The sequence below is a fragment of the Streptomyces sp. MNU89 genome (genome assembly GCF_020982505.1).
Taxonomy (GTDB): domain Bacteria; phylum Actinomycetota; class Actinomycetes; order Streptomycetales; family Streptomycetaceae; genus Streptomyces; species Streptomyces xinghaiensis.
The window spans coordinates 2,746,465-2,759,453 of the sequence record NZ_JAJKLL010000001.1; the positions used below are offsets into that span (position 1 = coordinate 2,746,465).

Sequence of the window (12,989 nt, forward strand, 5' to 3'; positions counted from 1 at the left end):
TGCCGACCGCCCGCCGGCCGCACCGCGGCCCCGTGGCGGACCTCGCCGCCGGGCCGTAGCGGACCGCACCGCCGCCCCCGAGCCGCCCCGGCGCCCCGGCCCTGTCACGCGGCCGGGGCGTCGGCGTTGCCCGTACGCCCGGCGTCGCCCGGGCAGCCGCACGGCCCGGGTGCCCCGGCCGTGCGGCACCACCCGTTCCCCCGCCGGGTCACCCCCCGGCATCGTGGGACCCGCCGAGCCGGCCGGCGAGAGCCTCCGGCTCGGTCACCGGCGCGTCGCAGGTGAAGTGGCGGCAGACGTACGCCGCCGGCCGGCCGTCCCGCAACGGGCGGTCCCGCAGCAGCGGCGGATGCTCCGCGCCGGGCTCCCCGAGCGCCACGACCGCGCCGGGCGCGGTGCCCAGCAGCGCCGTACGGTGCAGAGCGGCCGTCGCCGGATCGTCCCGCGGGCCGATGACGGCCACCTCGCGCGGTCCGTCCAGCGCCGCCTCCGCGACGGCCAGCCCCCAGCCGGTGTGCCGGGGAACGCGAGGAGCCAGCGCCCGCACCACACCGAGCGCCCCCTCCGCCGCGCTGCGGTGCTCGGCGCTGCCGGTGTACGCGGCATACGACAGGAGCGCGCCGGCCGCGGCGGACCAGCCGGAGGGCGTGGCCTCGTCGGTCGGGTCCTGCGGGCGGCGGATCAGCCGCTCGCCGTCGTCGGCGGTGTCGTAGAGCGCGCCGTCCTCGCCCCGGAAGTGCTGCAGCACGGTGTCCAGGAGCAGCCCGGCGAACGTCACCCAGACGCCCTCACCGGTGACGGCCGAGAGGGCGAGGAAGCCTTCGGCGACATCCGCGTAGTCCTCCAGGACCCCCGCGTTGGCCCCGGCGGTGCCGTCGCGGGAGGTCCGGGCGAGCCGGCCGGTGCCGTCCATGTGGACCCGTACCAGCAGATCGGCCGCGGCGGTCGCCGCCTCGACGAGGTCGGGGCGGTCGAAGTAGGCGCCGGTCTCGGCCAGGGCCGCGATGGCGAGTCCGTTCCAGGCGGCGACCACCTTGTCGTCCCGCCCCGGCCGGGGCCTCTTGGCGCGCGCCTCGGCCAGGCGCTCGCGGATGGAGGCGATGCGGTCTCCATCGGCGAGCCCTTCTCCGGGAAGCTGGAGCACCGAGGCGCCCTCCTCGAAGGTGCCCTCCTCGGTGACCCCGAAGTATCCGGCCGCCAGCCGGGCGTCCTCCTCGCCGAGGACCTCCCGGAGCTGGGCGGGCGTCCAGACGTAGTAGGCGCCCTCGGCGTGCCGGGCGTGGCCGCCGGCGCCTCCCCCGGCACCCGCGCCCTCCGCGCCGGCCGGACCGCCCCGGCCGTCCGGTACCTCGCTGTCGGCGTCCAGCGCGGAGGCGAACCCGCCCTCGGGCGTGCGCATTTCGCGCAGCAGGAAGTCGGCGGTCTCCAGCGCCACGCGCCGGGCCAGGCCGGAGCCGGTGGCCCGCCACAGATGCGCGTAGACGCGGAGCAGCAGCGCGTTGTCGTACAGCATTTTTTCGAAGTGGGGCACCACCCAGCGCCGGTCGACGGAGTAACGGGCGAAGCCCCCGCCGAGCTGGTCGTACAGCCCGCCGCGCGCCATGGCCTCGCAGGTGTCGGAGGCCATCTGGAGGGCGCCCTCGGAGCCGGTGCGGGCGTGGTGCCGCAGCAGGAACTCCAGCACCATCGACGGCGGAAACTTGGGGGCGCCGCCGAACCCGCCGCGGGCCGCGTCGTAGTCACGGGTCAGGGCCAGCAGCGCGGCGTGCAGCTCCTCCTCGCCGGGCGGGCGGGCGTCCTCCCCGCCGCCGAGCGCGAGCGAGCGCGAGGAGAGTTCGCCGACGATCCGCCCGGCCACCTCGCCGACCTCCTCCCGGCGGTCGCTCCAGGCGGCGTGCACCCCTTCCAGCACCTGGCGGAAGGAGGGGATGCCGTAGCGGGCCTCGGGCGGGAAGTAGGTGCCGAAGTAGAACGGCTCGGCGTCCGGCGTGAGGAAGACGGTCATCGGCCAGCCGCCCTGGCCCGTCGCCGCCTGGACGGCCTCCATGTAGACCGCGTCCACGTCCGGCCGCTCCTCGCGGTCCACCTTGACGGGCACGAAGTGGGCGTTGAGATAGGCGGCGGCCTCCCCGTCCTCGAAGGACTCGCGGGCCATCACATGGCACCAGTGGCAGCTCGAGTACCCGACGCTGAGCAGCACGGGCACCTCGCGCCGGCGTGCTTCCGCGAAGGCTTCCTCCGACCAGGGCCACCAGTCGACGGGGTTGTCGGCGTGCTGGAGCAGATAGGGGGACGTCTCTTGGGCCAGTCGGTTGGGCATGCCCCCATCCTGTCCCATGCGTGCCGGTGCACCCGGGTTATCCACAGGCCGTTGTCCACAGGTCTGCCGGAATGTCCGCGGACGGGGGAGAGTGATCCGCGTCGGCGACGGCGGCGGCAGCGGCCGGAGCGAAGGGAGCGGAGCGATGCGGACGTACGGAGCGGGGCCGGGCGCGCACCACGGCGTGCGGGGCGGGTCGGTGGCCGTGCGGCCGGGCCCCGGCGGGTCCCTGCCACCGGGCCGCCGGCGGCCGGCGCGGGGCGGCGCGGTGCGCGCCGGGCCCCCGTCCCCTCCTCCAGTCGCCCGGAAGGATGCGGGGGTCCGGCGCGGACCGCGACGGGCCCGGTGTCAGTCCCCGGTGGAGGAGGCGGGGCGGTCGGCGCCGCCGGTGCCGGTGGTCCCGCCCGTCCCGGAAGCCGTGCCGGAAGCCGTGCCGGAGCCGGCCGCCTTGCGGGCGGCCGGGACGGTCTCCCCCTCACCGGCGGTCCGCTCCTGGAAATCGATCTTGGTGAACTGCTTGCTCATGTTCTTCATCAGCAGCCAGACGGCCCCGCCGAGAAGAGCGAAGACGATGAAGCCGAGGACACCGGGCGTCACCTTGTTCTTGTCCAGCTCCTTCGCGAGCGGGACGAGCTGCGTCATGGCCTGGTTGCCCCAGGCGGAGGCCAAGGGGAGGGTGCTGTCGATCGTCATGGGGTCAATTCTCCCGGATGCCCGCGAAGAGGTCGTCCTCGGGGAGGGAAGTCTCCACGTGCGACTTCACGAGCTCGTACTCCTCGGTCGGCCAGACCTCCTGCTGGATCTCCATCGGCACCCGGAACCACCCGCCGTCCGGATCGATCTGGGTGGCGTGCGCGATCAGCGCCTTGTCCCGGACGGGGAAGAACTCGCCGCAGGGCACATAGGTGGTCAGGGTCCGGTCCTTGCGGGCGAACTCCTCCCAGCGCTTGAGCCACTCGCCGTAGGGGGATTCCATGCCGCGGTCCAGCAGCGCTTCGTGCAGCGCGAGGGTGCGGGGCTTGTTGAAGCCCTGGTTGTAGTAGAGCTTCAGCGGCTTCCAGGGCTCCCCGGCCTCCGGGTAGCGCTCGGCGTCCCCCGCGGCGTCGAAGGCCACCATCGAGATCTTGTGGGTCATGATGTGGTCGGGGTGCGGATAGCCGCCGTTCTCGTCGTACGTGGTGATCACATGCGGGCGGAACTCGCGGATGAGCTTCACCAGCGTCCCCGCCGCCTCGTCCACGTCCTGCAGCGCGAAGCAGCCCTCGGGCAGCGGCGGCAGCGGGTCGCCCTCGGGCAGCCCCGAGTCCACGTAGCCCAGCCAGGCCTGTTTCACGCCGAGGATCTGGCGGGCCTCGTCCATCTCCTTGGCCCGGACCTCGTGGATGTGCTCCTCGATATAGGGATCGCCCTGCAGCTTGGGGTTGAGGATGGAGCCCCGCTCCCCGCCCGTGCAGGTCGCGACCAGCACGTCCACCCCCTCGGCTACGTACTTCGCCATGGTCGCCGCGCCCTTGCTCGACTCGTCGTCGGGGTGGGCGTGCACCGCCATCAAACGCAGTTGCTCGGTCAAGACTCATCCTCGGTCAGTGGTCTCGGCCCCCTCCGCCGCTCGGAGACGGCGCCTTCTATAGTGACCGAAGCGGGAGCCTATTCATTCCACCGTTCCCGGGCCCCGGAGGAACCACGATGACCGCCACGCGCACCACCCTCCCCGAGGGCCGGTACGGCCGCTCGGCCGACGAGCGCACCGACCGGGTGCTCAAGGTCACCGGAGCGGTGCTGGGCGCCGGGCTGCTGGCGCTTCTGGGCTGGTTCGGCTACTCCTACGTGTCCGGCCAGGACGTGACCGGCGAACTGATCAAGTTCCAGGTGGTCTCGGACGACTCCGTGCAGGCGCATCTCGAGGTCCGCAAGGACGCCGCCACGCCCGGCCTGTGCACCCTCCGCTCGCTCTCCGAGTCGGGGGCCGAGGTGGGTTGGAAGGACGTCCGCTTCGACGAGCGCGAGGACCGGATCGACAAGGTCGTGACCGTCCGCACCACGGAGCGCGCCACGGCCGTGGAACTCCTCGGATGCCGGCCCGCGCCCGGCGCCTGAGCTGCGCACACCCGGACGTACCGGTTTTTCTCCCTTCCCTTTTCCGCCGGAATTGTTAGGCTCGTGGTTTCGCCCACCCGTGAAGGCGCAAACCCTACGGGTAGGGCGTTGCTTTGTATTCCCAGCACGGACGAGGAGCACCTGTGACCCAGACCAGCGACAACGTCACCTGGCTCACCCAGGAGGCGTACAACCAGCTCAAGGCCGAGCTGGAGTACCTGTCGGGTCCCGCACGCACCGAGATCGCCAAGAAGATCGAGGCGGCTCGGGAAGAGGGTGACCTGCGGGAGAACGGCGGTTACCACGCGGCCAAGGAGGAGCAGGGAAAGCAGGAGCTTCGCATTCGCCAGCTCACCCAGCTGCTGCAGCACGCCAAGGTCGGCGAGACGCCGCCGGACGACGGTGTGGTGGAGCCGGGCATGGTCGTCACGATCGCCTTCGACGGCGACCCGGACGACACGACCACCTTCCTGCTGGCCTCCCGTGAGTACGCCAGCGCGTCGAGCGTGGAGACGTTCTCCCCGCAGTCCCCGCTGGGCCAGGGAGTGAACGGCAAGCGCGTCGGCGACGAGGCGCAGTACGAGCTGCCCAACGGCAAGATGGCCTCGGTGAAGATCCTGGAGGCCAAGCCCTACAAGGGCTGAGCCCGCCCCCGGCCGCCGCGGCCGACCCCACGCATGGCGGAACCCCCGGTGGAAACAACCGGGGGTTCCGCCATGCGGGACCGTTCAGGCGGCCGCGGAGCGGTACTTCCGCACGGCGAGCGTGCGGAAGACCGCGATGATCAGCACCGACCAGAGGACGGACGCCAGCACCGGGTTCTGCATGGGCCAGGCATCCGCCACCGGATAACCGGCCGGAAGGTTGCCGAACAGCTCCCGGCACGCCTGCACCGTCGCGCTGAACGGGTTCCACTCGGCGATGTGCCGGAGGAAGGTCGGCATGTTGTCGGAGGGCACGAAGGCGTTCGAGATGAACGTCAGCGGGAAGAGCCAGATCAGGCCGCCCGAGGTGGCCGCCTCCGGGGTCCGGACGGAGAGCCCGATCAGCGCGCCGATCCAGGAGAAGGCGTAGCCCAGCAACAGCAGCAGGGCGAAGCCCGCCAGCATCTTGAGCACGCCCTCGTGGATCCGCCAGCCGACGATCAGGGCGACGACCGCCAGCACTATGACCGTGAGTGTCGTCTGCACCAGGTCGGCGAGGGTGCGGCCGGTGAGCACCGCGCCCCGCGCCATGGGCAGCGACCGGAAGCGGTCGATGAGACCCTTGTGCATGTCGTCGGCGATACCGGCGCCGGCCCCCGCGGTGGCGAAGGTGACCGTCTGGGCGAAGATGCCCGCCATGAGGAATTCCCGGTACAGCTCCGGGCTGAGGCTGCCGCCCACACTGATGGAGCCGCCGAACACATAGCTGAACAGCACCACGAACATGATGGGCTGGATCAGCCCGAAGATGACCATCTCCGGGATCCGCATCATGCGGATGAGATTGCGCTTGGCGACGACCAGGGAGTCCTTCGCGGACTGGACGACCCCGCCGCGCGGGCGCGGGGCGGCCGTGGCGGCCGCCGTCTTGGTCACGGCGCTCATGTGGCGGCCTCCTCGGGCTGGGCGTTCTCCTCGGCGCGGCTTTCGGCCGCATGGCCGGTGAGGGAGATGAAGACGTCGTCGAGGGTGGGGCGGCGCAGACCGATGTCGTCGATCTCGACGCCGCGGCCGTCGAGTTCGCGGATGACCTCGGCCAGGAGCTTGGCGCCGCCGGTGACCGGGACGGTGATCCTGCGGGTGTGGTCGTCGACGCTGAGCTCGCCCTTGCCGAAGCCGCTCAGCACCTCGGTGGCCGTGGCCACCTGATCCCGCTCGTGCACGACGACCTCGACGCGCTCGCCGCCCGTGCGGGCCTTGAGCTGGTCGGAGGTGCCGCGGGCGATGACCTTGCCGTGGTCGATCACGCAGATGTCGTGGGCGAGCTGGTCGGCCTCCTCCAGATACTGCGTGGTGAGCAGCAGGGTGGTGCCGCCGGCGACGAGCTCCTGGATGATCGACCAGAGCTGCTGCCGGTTGCGGGGGTCGAGTCCGGTGGTCGGCTCGTCCATGAACATCACGGGCGGGCTGACGACGAGGGCGGCGGCGAGGTCGAGACGGCGCCGCATACCGCCGGAGTAGGTCTTGGCGGGCCGGTCGGCCGCGTCGCTGAGGTTGAAGCGTTCGAGCAGCTCGACGGCGCGGGTCTTCGCGTCGCGCGCGCTCATCTGGTAGAGCTGCCCGACCATCTGGAGGTTCTCGCGGCCGGTGAGATATTCGTCGACGGCGGCGAACTGGCCGGACAGGCCGATGGAGCGGCGGACTTCGTTGGGGTGCTTCAGCACGTCGATGCCCGCCACGACCGCGGAACCGCTGTCGGGCCGCAGCAGGGTCGTGAGGACCCGTACCGCGGTGGTCTTCCCGGCACCGTTCGGGCCGAGCAGCCCGAGCACCGTGCCTTCGGGGACGTCGAGGTCAACGCCGTCCAGTGCCCGCACAGCGCCGAAGGTCTTCACCAGACCCTCGGCGTAAATGGCGCCTGGCATGGAAAGTCTCCTGGTGTTATTGACTTTTTCAGGTGAATTGTTTGCTCTGTCTGACTCCGCCGGGCAGCGGACAGCCTCCGCGGCCCGGCGCCGGGGGGAGAGTGAGCAGGGCGGCGCGGGGACGCCACCTTAACGCACTCACGATATATCGCGTCAGTCGGATGCGTAGGTCCCCCGTCCGGCCCCCGGCCGGATCACGACCGTCTCCCCGTTCTCCTCGTCTCCCCGTCCCCCTCACGCGTCTCCCGTTCTCCTCACGGCCGCCTCCCCGGCCGCGTCACGGGCGGCGCACCGCCCGCCCCCTCACGGCAGGACCGTGTAACCGGCCTCCCGGATCGCCTCCCGTACCTCGGCGCAGTGCTCCGGCCCCTGGGTCTCCAGCCGCAGCTCCACCTCCGCCTCCGAGAGCCCGAGCCGCGGATCGGTCCGGGCATGGCTCACGTCGAGGACGTTAGCGTCCGCCTCTGACAACACCCCGAGAAGCGTCGCGAGCGAACCCGGACGGTCCGTGAGCCGCAGCCGCAGCGAGAGATACCGGCCCGCCGCCGCCATGCCGTGCCGCAGGACGTGCTGCAGCAGCAGCGGATCCACGTTCCCCCCGGAAAGCACCGCCACGACCGGGCCCTCGAAGGACTCCGGCTCCGACAGCAGCGCAGCGACCGGGCTCGCACCGGCCGGTTCCACCACGAGCTTCGCCCGCTCCAGGCACAGCAGCAGCGCCCGGGAGAGCGCGTCCTCGGTGACGGTACGGACTTCGTCCACCAGTTCGCCAACGATTTTGAACGGCACGTCGCCCGGCCGCCCCACCTTGATGCCGTCCGCCATCGTGGACGGCGACCCCAGAGCCACCGGGTGCCCCGCGGCCAGCGAGGGCGGATAGGCCGCCGCGCCGGCCGCCTGGACCCCGACCACCTTCACCCGCGGCTGCAGCGCCTTGACCGCCAGCGCGATCCCCGCCGCCAGCCCGCCGCCGCCCATCCCCACCACGATGGTGCCGACCTCGGGGCACTGCTCCAGGATCTCCAGCCCCACCGTGCCCTGCCCGGCGACGATGTCCCGGTGGTCGAAGGGGTGGATGAACACCGCGCCCGTCTCCCGCGCGTACTCCTGGGCGGCCCGCAGCGTCTCGTCGACGACCTGCCCGTGCGTCCGCACCTCCGCCCCGTACTCGCGGGTCGCCGCCACCTTCGGCAGCGGGGCGCCGACGGGCATGAAGACGGTCGACCGCACCCCCAGCAGGGAGGCCGCCAGCGCGACGCCCTGGGCGTGGTTCCCCGCGCTCGCCGCGACGACGCCGGCCGCGCGCTCCTCCGTCGTCAGCCCCGCGATCCGCACATAGGCGCCGCGCAGCTTGAAGGAACCGGTGCGCTGGAGGTTCTCGCACTTCAGATGGACGGGCGCGCCCACCAGCCGGGACAGATGCCGGCTGCCCTCCATCGCCGTCACCCGGGCGACCCCGGACAGCATCTTGTGCGCGGCGCGCACATCCTCCACGGTGAGCACGGACGGGACGGCGGACTTGTGGTCCGCTTCGCAGCCATTGGTTGCAGCCATGCCGCCAGTCTCGCAGGGCCCCCGGGTCCCCCGCGTCCCACGGATCGCCCCGCGGGCCCCGTACCGCCGGTTCGCCCGGCGCCCGTACGGCATCCGGCCCGGCCGCGTAACCTGTGGCCATCCCATCGCCCCTTCACGAAGTGAGCCCAGGCCATGCCCCCCACTCCGGATGTGACGACTCCCCCCGACCGCGGCCTTCTCGACGACCTCCAGCACCAGGTCGCGGTTTTCGCCCGGCGCGCGGAGCAGACCCGGCTCGGCGGCGTAGGACAGGTGCGGAACTCGATGGACCGCGCCGCGTACCTCCTGCTCAACCGGCTCGACCGGGAGGGCCCCATGGGGGTCAAGGCCCTCGCCGCCGGCATGGGCATCGACTCCTCGACCGTCACGCGACAGGTCGCGCCGCTCGTGGACACCGGCCTGGTCAAACGGGCCTCGCACCCCGAGGACGGCCGTGCCGTCGTCCTCGAACTCTCCCCGCGCGGCCAGGCCCGGCTCGACGAGGTGCGCTCCTCCCGCCGGCAGCTGATGGAGCTGCTCACCGAGGACTGGACGGAGGAGGAGCGCACACTCTTCTGCGGACTGCTCACCCGCTTCAACACCGCGCTGTCCGCCCGCCACCACACGGTCGCGCCCGCGTCCCCGCAGGATGTGCCCGAGGTTCCGTCCTCCTGACCCACGCGGCACCCCGCCGCGGCCCGCCCCGCCCGGGCGGGCGCCCCGTCCGGGACCCTCCCGGGCCCCTGCCGCGCGGGCACCCTCCTTCCAGCCTCTTGACCGGCCACCCCGGCTGCCGTCCCATGGAGGGCGGGAGGCGCTGTGCGAGAGCGGTGGCTGGAGCAGGACCGCCGCCGGGCCCGGGAGTTCGACGCGTTCGTCGCGGGCGCGGCCGGCCGGCTGCTGCACACCGCGACGCTCCTCACCGGCGACCGGGCCGCCGCCGAGCGGCTGCTGACCGCCGCCCTGGCCCGCACCTACGCCGGGTGGGACCGGCTGCGCGGCGACGACCCGTACGACCTCGCCCGCCAGGAGCTCGCCGCCCGCTACGCGAACACCGCCTGGCGCCGGCGCCGCCCGCACGGCGGGGTCCTCCACGGACTGACCGCGCAGGAGCGGCTGATCGTCGTCCTGCGTCTGCACGAGGGGGTGCCCGAGGAACAGACCGCGGCGCAACTGGGCCTGCCCGCCGACCGGGTGCGCGCGATCTGCCTGCGCTCGGTCTCCCTGCTGCGCTCGTCGTCACGCACGGCCCGGGGAGGCGGGCCGGAGAGGAGGGAACGGGCCGCGGACGAACCCGTGGACGGCGGCGCGCCGGGCCGGGCGGCTCCCCGCGCCGGGACCGGTGACGCGACCGGTGACGCGGGCGCGCGGCGCCGGACCGGCGGCCCGGGCGGACGCTCCGCGCGCCACCGCCCGTCCGCGTCCGGGGAAAGCTGGGAGAGCTGGGAGAGCGGGCCATGAGCCTCCCCGACCTCTCCGGCATACCGGACCACAAGGAGGAGATGGTCCGTCGGATGCTCGACGGCCCGCATCCGCCGGTCCCCCCGGATCTGGGCGCGCGGGCCGCGGCCCGCGGGAAGCGCGCTGTGACCCGCCGCCGGATGCTGCGCGTGCTGCTGCTCGTTCTCGCGGGCGCGGCGGTCGGCGCCCTCCTGCTCTGGGCGTTCGCCACCCAGCCCTGGTCGCCGCCCGAGAGCACCACCCCGCCGGTCGGGGGCCTCTGACCCGGCGGACGCCCCGGCGCGTGCGCCGGGGCGCACGCCCGGCGCATGAACCGACGCGCGGGCGTCGGAGGGCTCAGCCCAGGGCCTGCGCCAGGTCCGCCAGCAGGTCGTCCGCCGCCTCGATACCGACGGACAGCCGTACGAGATCGGACGGCACCTCCAGCGCGGAGCCCGCCGCCGAGGCATGCGTCATCCGGCCCGGGTGCTCGATCAGCGATTCGACTCCGCCCAGCGACTCGCCGAGGGTGAAGAGCCGCGCCCGGTCGCAGACGTCCACGGCCGCCTGCTCGCCGCCCGCCACCCGGAACGACACCATGCCGCCGAAGCCCCGCATCTGCTTGGCGGCGGTCTCGTGGCCGGGGTGGTCCGGCAGGCCCGGGTAGAGCACCCGCGTCACCTTGGGGTGCGCGGTCAGCATCTCGGCGACGCGCTCGGCGTTCGCGGTGTGCCGGTCCATGCGGACGGCGAGGGTCTTGATCCCGCGCAGCACCAGCCAGGCGTCGAACGGTCCGGCGATGGCCCCCATCGCGTTCTGGTGGAACGCCAGTTCCTCACCCAGCGCGTCGTCGTTCACCACCAGGGCGCCGCCGACGACGTCCGAGTGCCCGCCCATGTACTTGGTCGTCGAGTGGACGACGACGTCCGCGCCCAGGGCCAGCGGCTGCTGCAGATACGGGCTGGCGAACGTGTTGTCGACGACCAGCCGGGCGCCGGCGCCGCGCGCGACCTCGGCGACGGCGGCGATGTCCGTGATACCGAGCAGCGGGTTGGACGGGGTCTCCACCCAGACCACCTTGGTCCGGGGGGTGAGCGCCGCCCGCACGGCCGCCGGGTCGGAGGAGTCGGCGACGGACCATTCGACACCCCAGCGCTCGACCACCTTGGCGAACAGCCGGAAGGTGCCGCCGTAGGCGTCGTTCGGGATGACCACGTGGTCCCCGGGCCCGAGCAGCGTACGGAGCAGGCAGTCCTCGGCGGCCAGACCGGAGGCGAAGGCCAGCCCCCGGCGGCCCCCCTCCAGCGCCGCGAGGTTCTCCTCCAGCGCGGTGCGCGTCGGATTGGCCGAACGGCTGTACTCGTAGCCGCCGCGCAGCCCGCCCACGCCGTCCTGCTTGTACGTGGAGACCTGGTAGATCGGCGGTACCACGGCACCGGTGGCCGCGTCGGCCTCCTGTCCCGCGTGGATGGCAAGGGTCTCGAAGCTCGTGGCTCCGTGCTGCTGGTGCTGGTCGCTCATGGGCTCGAGAGTAGTACCCGGGGAGGCCGCGCCCGGAACTTGAGCGCACCGCCCGCGAGTAGAGAGAGTGGGGGCGCGACACTGGGAGCGTGCCCCGCCGCCCGGACCGCGCGGGCCGCCCGATCCGCCACCGTGACCGCACAGGACACCGACAGGACCTCCATGGACATGCTCTTCCTGCTTCTCGCCCTGACCATGATCGGCGCTGTCCTGGTCGTCTTCCTGCGGCGCATGCGCGCCGGTGCGCAGGCCGTGGGGGGCTTCAGCGCCGCCACCGACCCTCAGCGCTACGGCTTCGCCCCGGTGGACCAGCTCGACGTACGGCTGCCGGGCCCCGACGAGGAACTGACCGGGGCGCTGGACGAACTGGCGCGCACCCAGGACTGGCGCCACGCCCAGCGGCTGCTCGCCGCCACCGCGGACCACGAACTGCGCTGGCAGCGCGTGCAGAGCCTGGCCGGTGCGGCCTCCCACGAACTGGCGGAACGGCCGGGAGAGGGCGGCCGCTGGCTGCGGAGCTGGCGGGTCGAGGCCCCGAAGGACGCCGGGGCCGCCGTGGTGCACGCCGAGTTCCTGGTGCACCAGGCCCGGCAGACGGCGGCCGTCTCCGGCGCCGGCTCGGACGAGCACCGGATCATCCTGGAGGAGGCGCGCTCCGTGTGCGCCGACGCCGCACTGCTGGCGCCAGGCGACCCCACCCCGTACATCGTCGAACTGGCGGTCGCCCGCGGTCTCGGCTACCGGCAGGCCGACTTCGAGGAGCTGTGGAGCACCGTCACCGCGCGTGCCCCGCACCACATGGGCGCACATCTGGCCGCGCTGCACTACTGGTGCGAGAAGTGGCACGGCTCGAAGGAGCTCGCGGACGCCTTCGCCCACCGCGCGGCGGCCGCGGCCCCCGAACGGAGCCTGCTGCCCGCGCTGCCGCTGTTCGCGGTCTTCGAACATCTTCCCGAGGTCAACACCGTCAGAAGCCTCTACCACAGCGATGTCGTCACCAAGGCGGTCGAGGGCGCCCTCTACGCCGTCCGCGGGGCGCCCGCCGACCACCCGGTGATGCCGCACGTCCGGCATCTGCTGGTGTGGTTCCTGGTCCGCGCGGAGCGCTGGGCGGACGCGATGGAACAGCTGGCGCATGTGGACGGCCACGTGGGCGCGGTCCCGTGGTCGTACGGCGCGAACCCGGCGGCGGAGTACGCGGCCCACCGCGCCATGGCCGTCGCGGGCTGGGAGTCCTCGGGCGGCACCCCGGCGACGATGCCGCACTGAGCGGGGCCGGGCCCAGGGCGTCCCGGTCCACCCCGGGAAGGCGAGGAGCGGCGCAGCCCTGTGATGCCGCCTGCCGGGAGGCGAAAATCCGTTCCCCCCGGATGATCCCGGGGGGAACACGTCCATGGACCCGCCCCGCCCCAGCCGTGCCGGGGCCCGGCCGGAAAGCCGCGAAGAAGCCGGGATCCGCCGCGCTCTCTCCGCACGGGCACCGGCGGC

The 12,989-nt window shown here is 73.2% G+C and carries 13 protein-coding genes; 6 read left to right on the top strand and 7 right to left on the bottom strand.

Going from position 1 to position 12,989, the window contains the following annotated elements; translation table 11 throughout:
- Positions 1–208: 208 nt before the first annotated feature.
- From E4N63_RS11675 to mca, 3 genes are all read right to left on the bottom strand, one after another.
- A complete protein-coding gene (locus tag E4N63_RS11675) occupies positions 209–2,320 on the bottom strand; it encodes a thioredoxin domain-containing protein (RefSeq protein ID WP_230240590.1) in 2,112 nt (703 codons plus the stop codon).
- A gap of 348 nt (positions 2,321–2,668) precedes the next feature.
- The gene (locus E4N63_RS11680; RefSeq protein ID WP_125626437.1) at positions 2,669–3,013 is read right to left on the bottom strand and encodes a hypothetical protein; all 345 of its coding nucleotides are present in this window, start codon (positions 3,011–3,013) and stop codon (positions 2,669–2,671) included.
- Between the two features lie 4 nt (positions 3,014–3,017).
- Positions 3,018–3,890, bottom strand: a complete 873-nt coding sequence (gene mca / locus E4N63_RS11685; RefSeq protein ID WP_043465358.1) for a mycothiol conjugate amidase Mca — start codon at positions 3,888–3,890, stop codon at positions 3,018–3,020.
- Positions 3,891–4,006: 116 nt separating this feature from the next.
- On the opposite strand from mca, the gene E4N63_RS11690 reads away from it, so the two are divergent.
- Positions 4,007–4,417, top strand: a complete 411-nt coding sequence (locus E4N63_RS11690) for a DUF4307 domain-containing protein (protein ID WP_230240591.1) — start codon at positions 4,007–4,009, stop codon at positions 4,415–4,417.
- 143 nt (positions 4,418–4,560) lie between these two features.
- Positions 4,561–5,061 (top strand): transcription elongation factor GreA, encoded by a 501-nt coding sequence (greA, locus tag E4N63_RS11695; protein WP_019710334.1) that lies wholly within the window; start codon positions 4,561–4,563, stop codon positions 5,059–5,061.
- Positions 5,062–5,145: 84 nt separating this feature from the next.
- Here the strand turns inward: greA and E4N63_RS11700 are convergent, their stop codons facing one another.
- The 3 genes from E4N63_RS11700 to ilvA all read right to left on the bottom strand — a co-directional run bounded on the left by E4N63_RS11700 (position 5,146) and on the right by ilvA (position 8,540).
- The gene (locus E4N63_RS11700; protein WP_227958305.1) at positions 5,146–6,006 is read right to left on the bottom strand and encodes an ABC transporter permease; all 861 of its coding nucleotides are present in this window, start codon (positions 6,004–6,006) and stop codon (positions 5,146–5,148) included.
- Positions 6,003–6,986 carry an ATP-binding cassette domain-containing protein gene (locus E4N63_RS11705; RefSeq protein WP_125626441.1) on the bottom strand — a complete coding sequence of 328 codons (984 nt, stop codon included), beginning with the start codon at positions 6,984–6,986 and terminating at the stop codon, positions 6,003–6,005. Before E4N63_RS11705 ends, E4N63_RS11700 begins: the two co-directional genes overlap by 4 nt.
- Positions 6,987–7,289: 303 nt before the next feature.
- The gene (ilvA, locus tag E4N63_RS11710; RefSeq protein WP_228429937.1) at positions 7,290–8,540 is read right to left on the bottom strand and encodes a threonine ammonia-lyase; all 1,251 of its coding nucleotides are present in this window, start codon (positions 8,538–8,540) and stop codon (positions 7,290–7,292) included.
- Positions 8,541–8,693: 153 nt separating this feature from the next.
- On the opposite strand from ilvA, the gene E4N63_RS11715 reads away from it, so the two are divergent.
- From E4N63_RS11715 to E4N63_RS11725, 3 genes are all read left to right on the top strand, one after another.
- On the top strand, positions 8,694–9,215 hold the full coding sequence (locus E4N63_RS11715) for a MarR family winged helix-turn-helix transcriptional regulator (protein WP_125623613.1): 522 nt from the start codon (positions 8,694–8,696) through the stop codon (positions 9,213–9,215).
- 144 nt (positions 9,216–9,359) lie between these two features.
- Entirely contained in the window at positions 9,360–10,001 is a 642-nt protein-coding gene (locus E4N63_RS11720; protein ID WP_230240592.1) for a sigma factor-like helix-turn-helix DNA-binding protein, read from the top strand.
- Positions 9,998–10,264, top strand: a complete 267-nt coding sequence (locus E4N63_RS11725; protein WP_230240593.1) for a hypothetical protein — start codon at positions 9,998–10,000, stop codon at positions 10,262–10,264. Before E4N63_RS11720 ends, E4N63_RS11725 begins: the two co-directional genes overlap by 4 nt.
- Positions 10,265–10,337: 73 nt before the next feature.
- Here the strand turns inward: E4N63_RS11725 and E4N63_RS11730 are convergent, their stop codons facing one another.
- On the bottom strand, positions 10,338–11,501 hold the full coding sequence (locus E4N63_RS11730; protein ID WP_230240594.1) for a cystathionine gamma-synthase: 1,164 nt from the start codon (positions 11,499–11,501) through the stop codon (positions 10,338–10,340).
- Between the two features lie 162 nt (positions 11,502–11,663).
- On the opposite strand from E4N63_RS11730, the gene E4N63_RS11735 reads away from it, so the two are divergent.
- Positions 11,664–12,770 carry a hypothetical protein gene (locus tag E4N63_RS11735; protein WP_230242443.1) on the top strand — a complete coding sequence of 369 codons (1,107 nt, stop codon included), beginning with the start codon at positions 11,664–11,666 and terminating at the stop codon, positions 12,768–12,770.
- Positions 12,771–12,989 lie beyond the last annotated feature (219 nt).

Excerpts from the sequence above, each read along its gene's own strand:
- E4N63_RS11690 (WP_230240591.1), top strand. The coding sequence starts at position 4,007 with ATGACCGCCACGCGCACCACCCTCCCCGAGGGCCGGTACGGCCGCTCG.
- E4N63_RS11735 (WP_230242443.1), top strand. The coding sequence starts at position 11,664 with ATGGACATGCTCTTCCTGCTTCTCGCCCTGACCATGATCGGCGCTGTC.
- E4N63_RS11675 (WP_230240590.1), bottom strand. The coding sequence starts at position 2,320 with ATGCCCAACCGACTGGCCCAAGAGACGTCCCCCTATCTGCTCCAGCAC.
- E4N63_RS11715 (WP_125623613.1), top strand. The coding sequence starts at position 8,694 with ATGCCCCCCACTCCGGATGTGACGACTCCCCCCGACCGCGGCCTTCTC.
- E4N63_RS11680 (WP_125626437.1), bottom strand. The coding sequence starts at position 3,013 with ATGACGATCGACAGCACCCTCCCCTTGGCCTCCGCCTGGGGCAACCAG.
- ilvA (WP_228429937.1), bottom strand. The coding sequence starts at position 8,540 with ATGGCTGCAACCAATGGCTGCGAAGCGGACCACAAGTCCGCCGTCCCG.
- E4N63_RS11725 (WP_230240593.1), top strand. The coding sequence starts at position 9,998 with ATGAGCCTCCCCGACCTCTCCGGCATACCGGACCACAAGGAGGAGATG.
- E4N63_RS11700 (WP_227958305.1), bottom strand. The coding sequence starts at position 6,006 with ATGAGCGCCGTGACCAAGACGGCGGCCGCCACGGCCGCCCCGCGCCCG.
- E4N63_RS11730 (WP_230240594.1), bottom strand. The coding sequence starts at position 11,501 with ATGAGCGACCAGCACCAGCAGCACGGAGCCACGAGCTTCGAGACCCTT.
- E4N63_RS11705 (WP_125626441.1), bottom strand. The coding sequence starts at position 6,986 with ATGCCAGGCGCCATTTACGCCGAGGGTCTGGTGAAGACCTTCGGCGCT.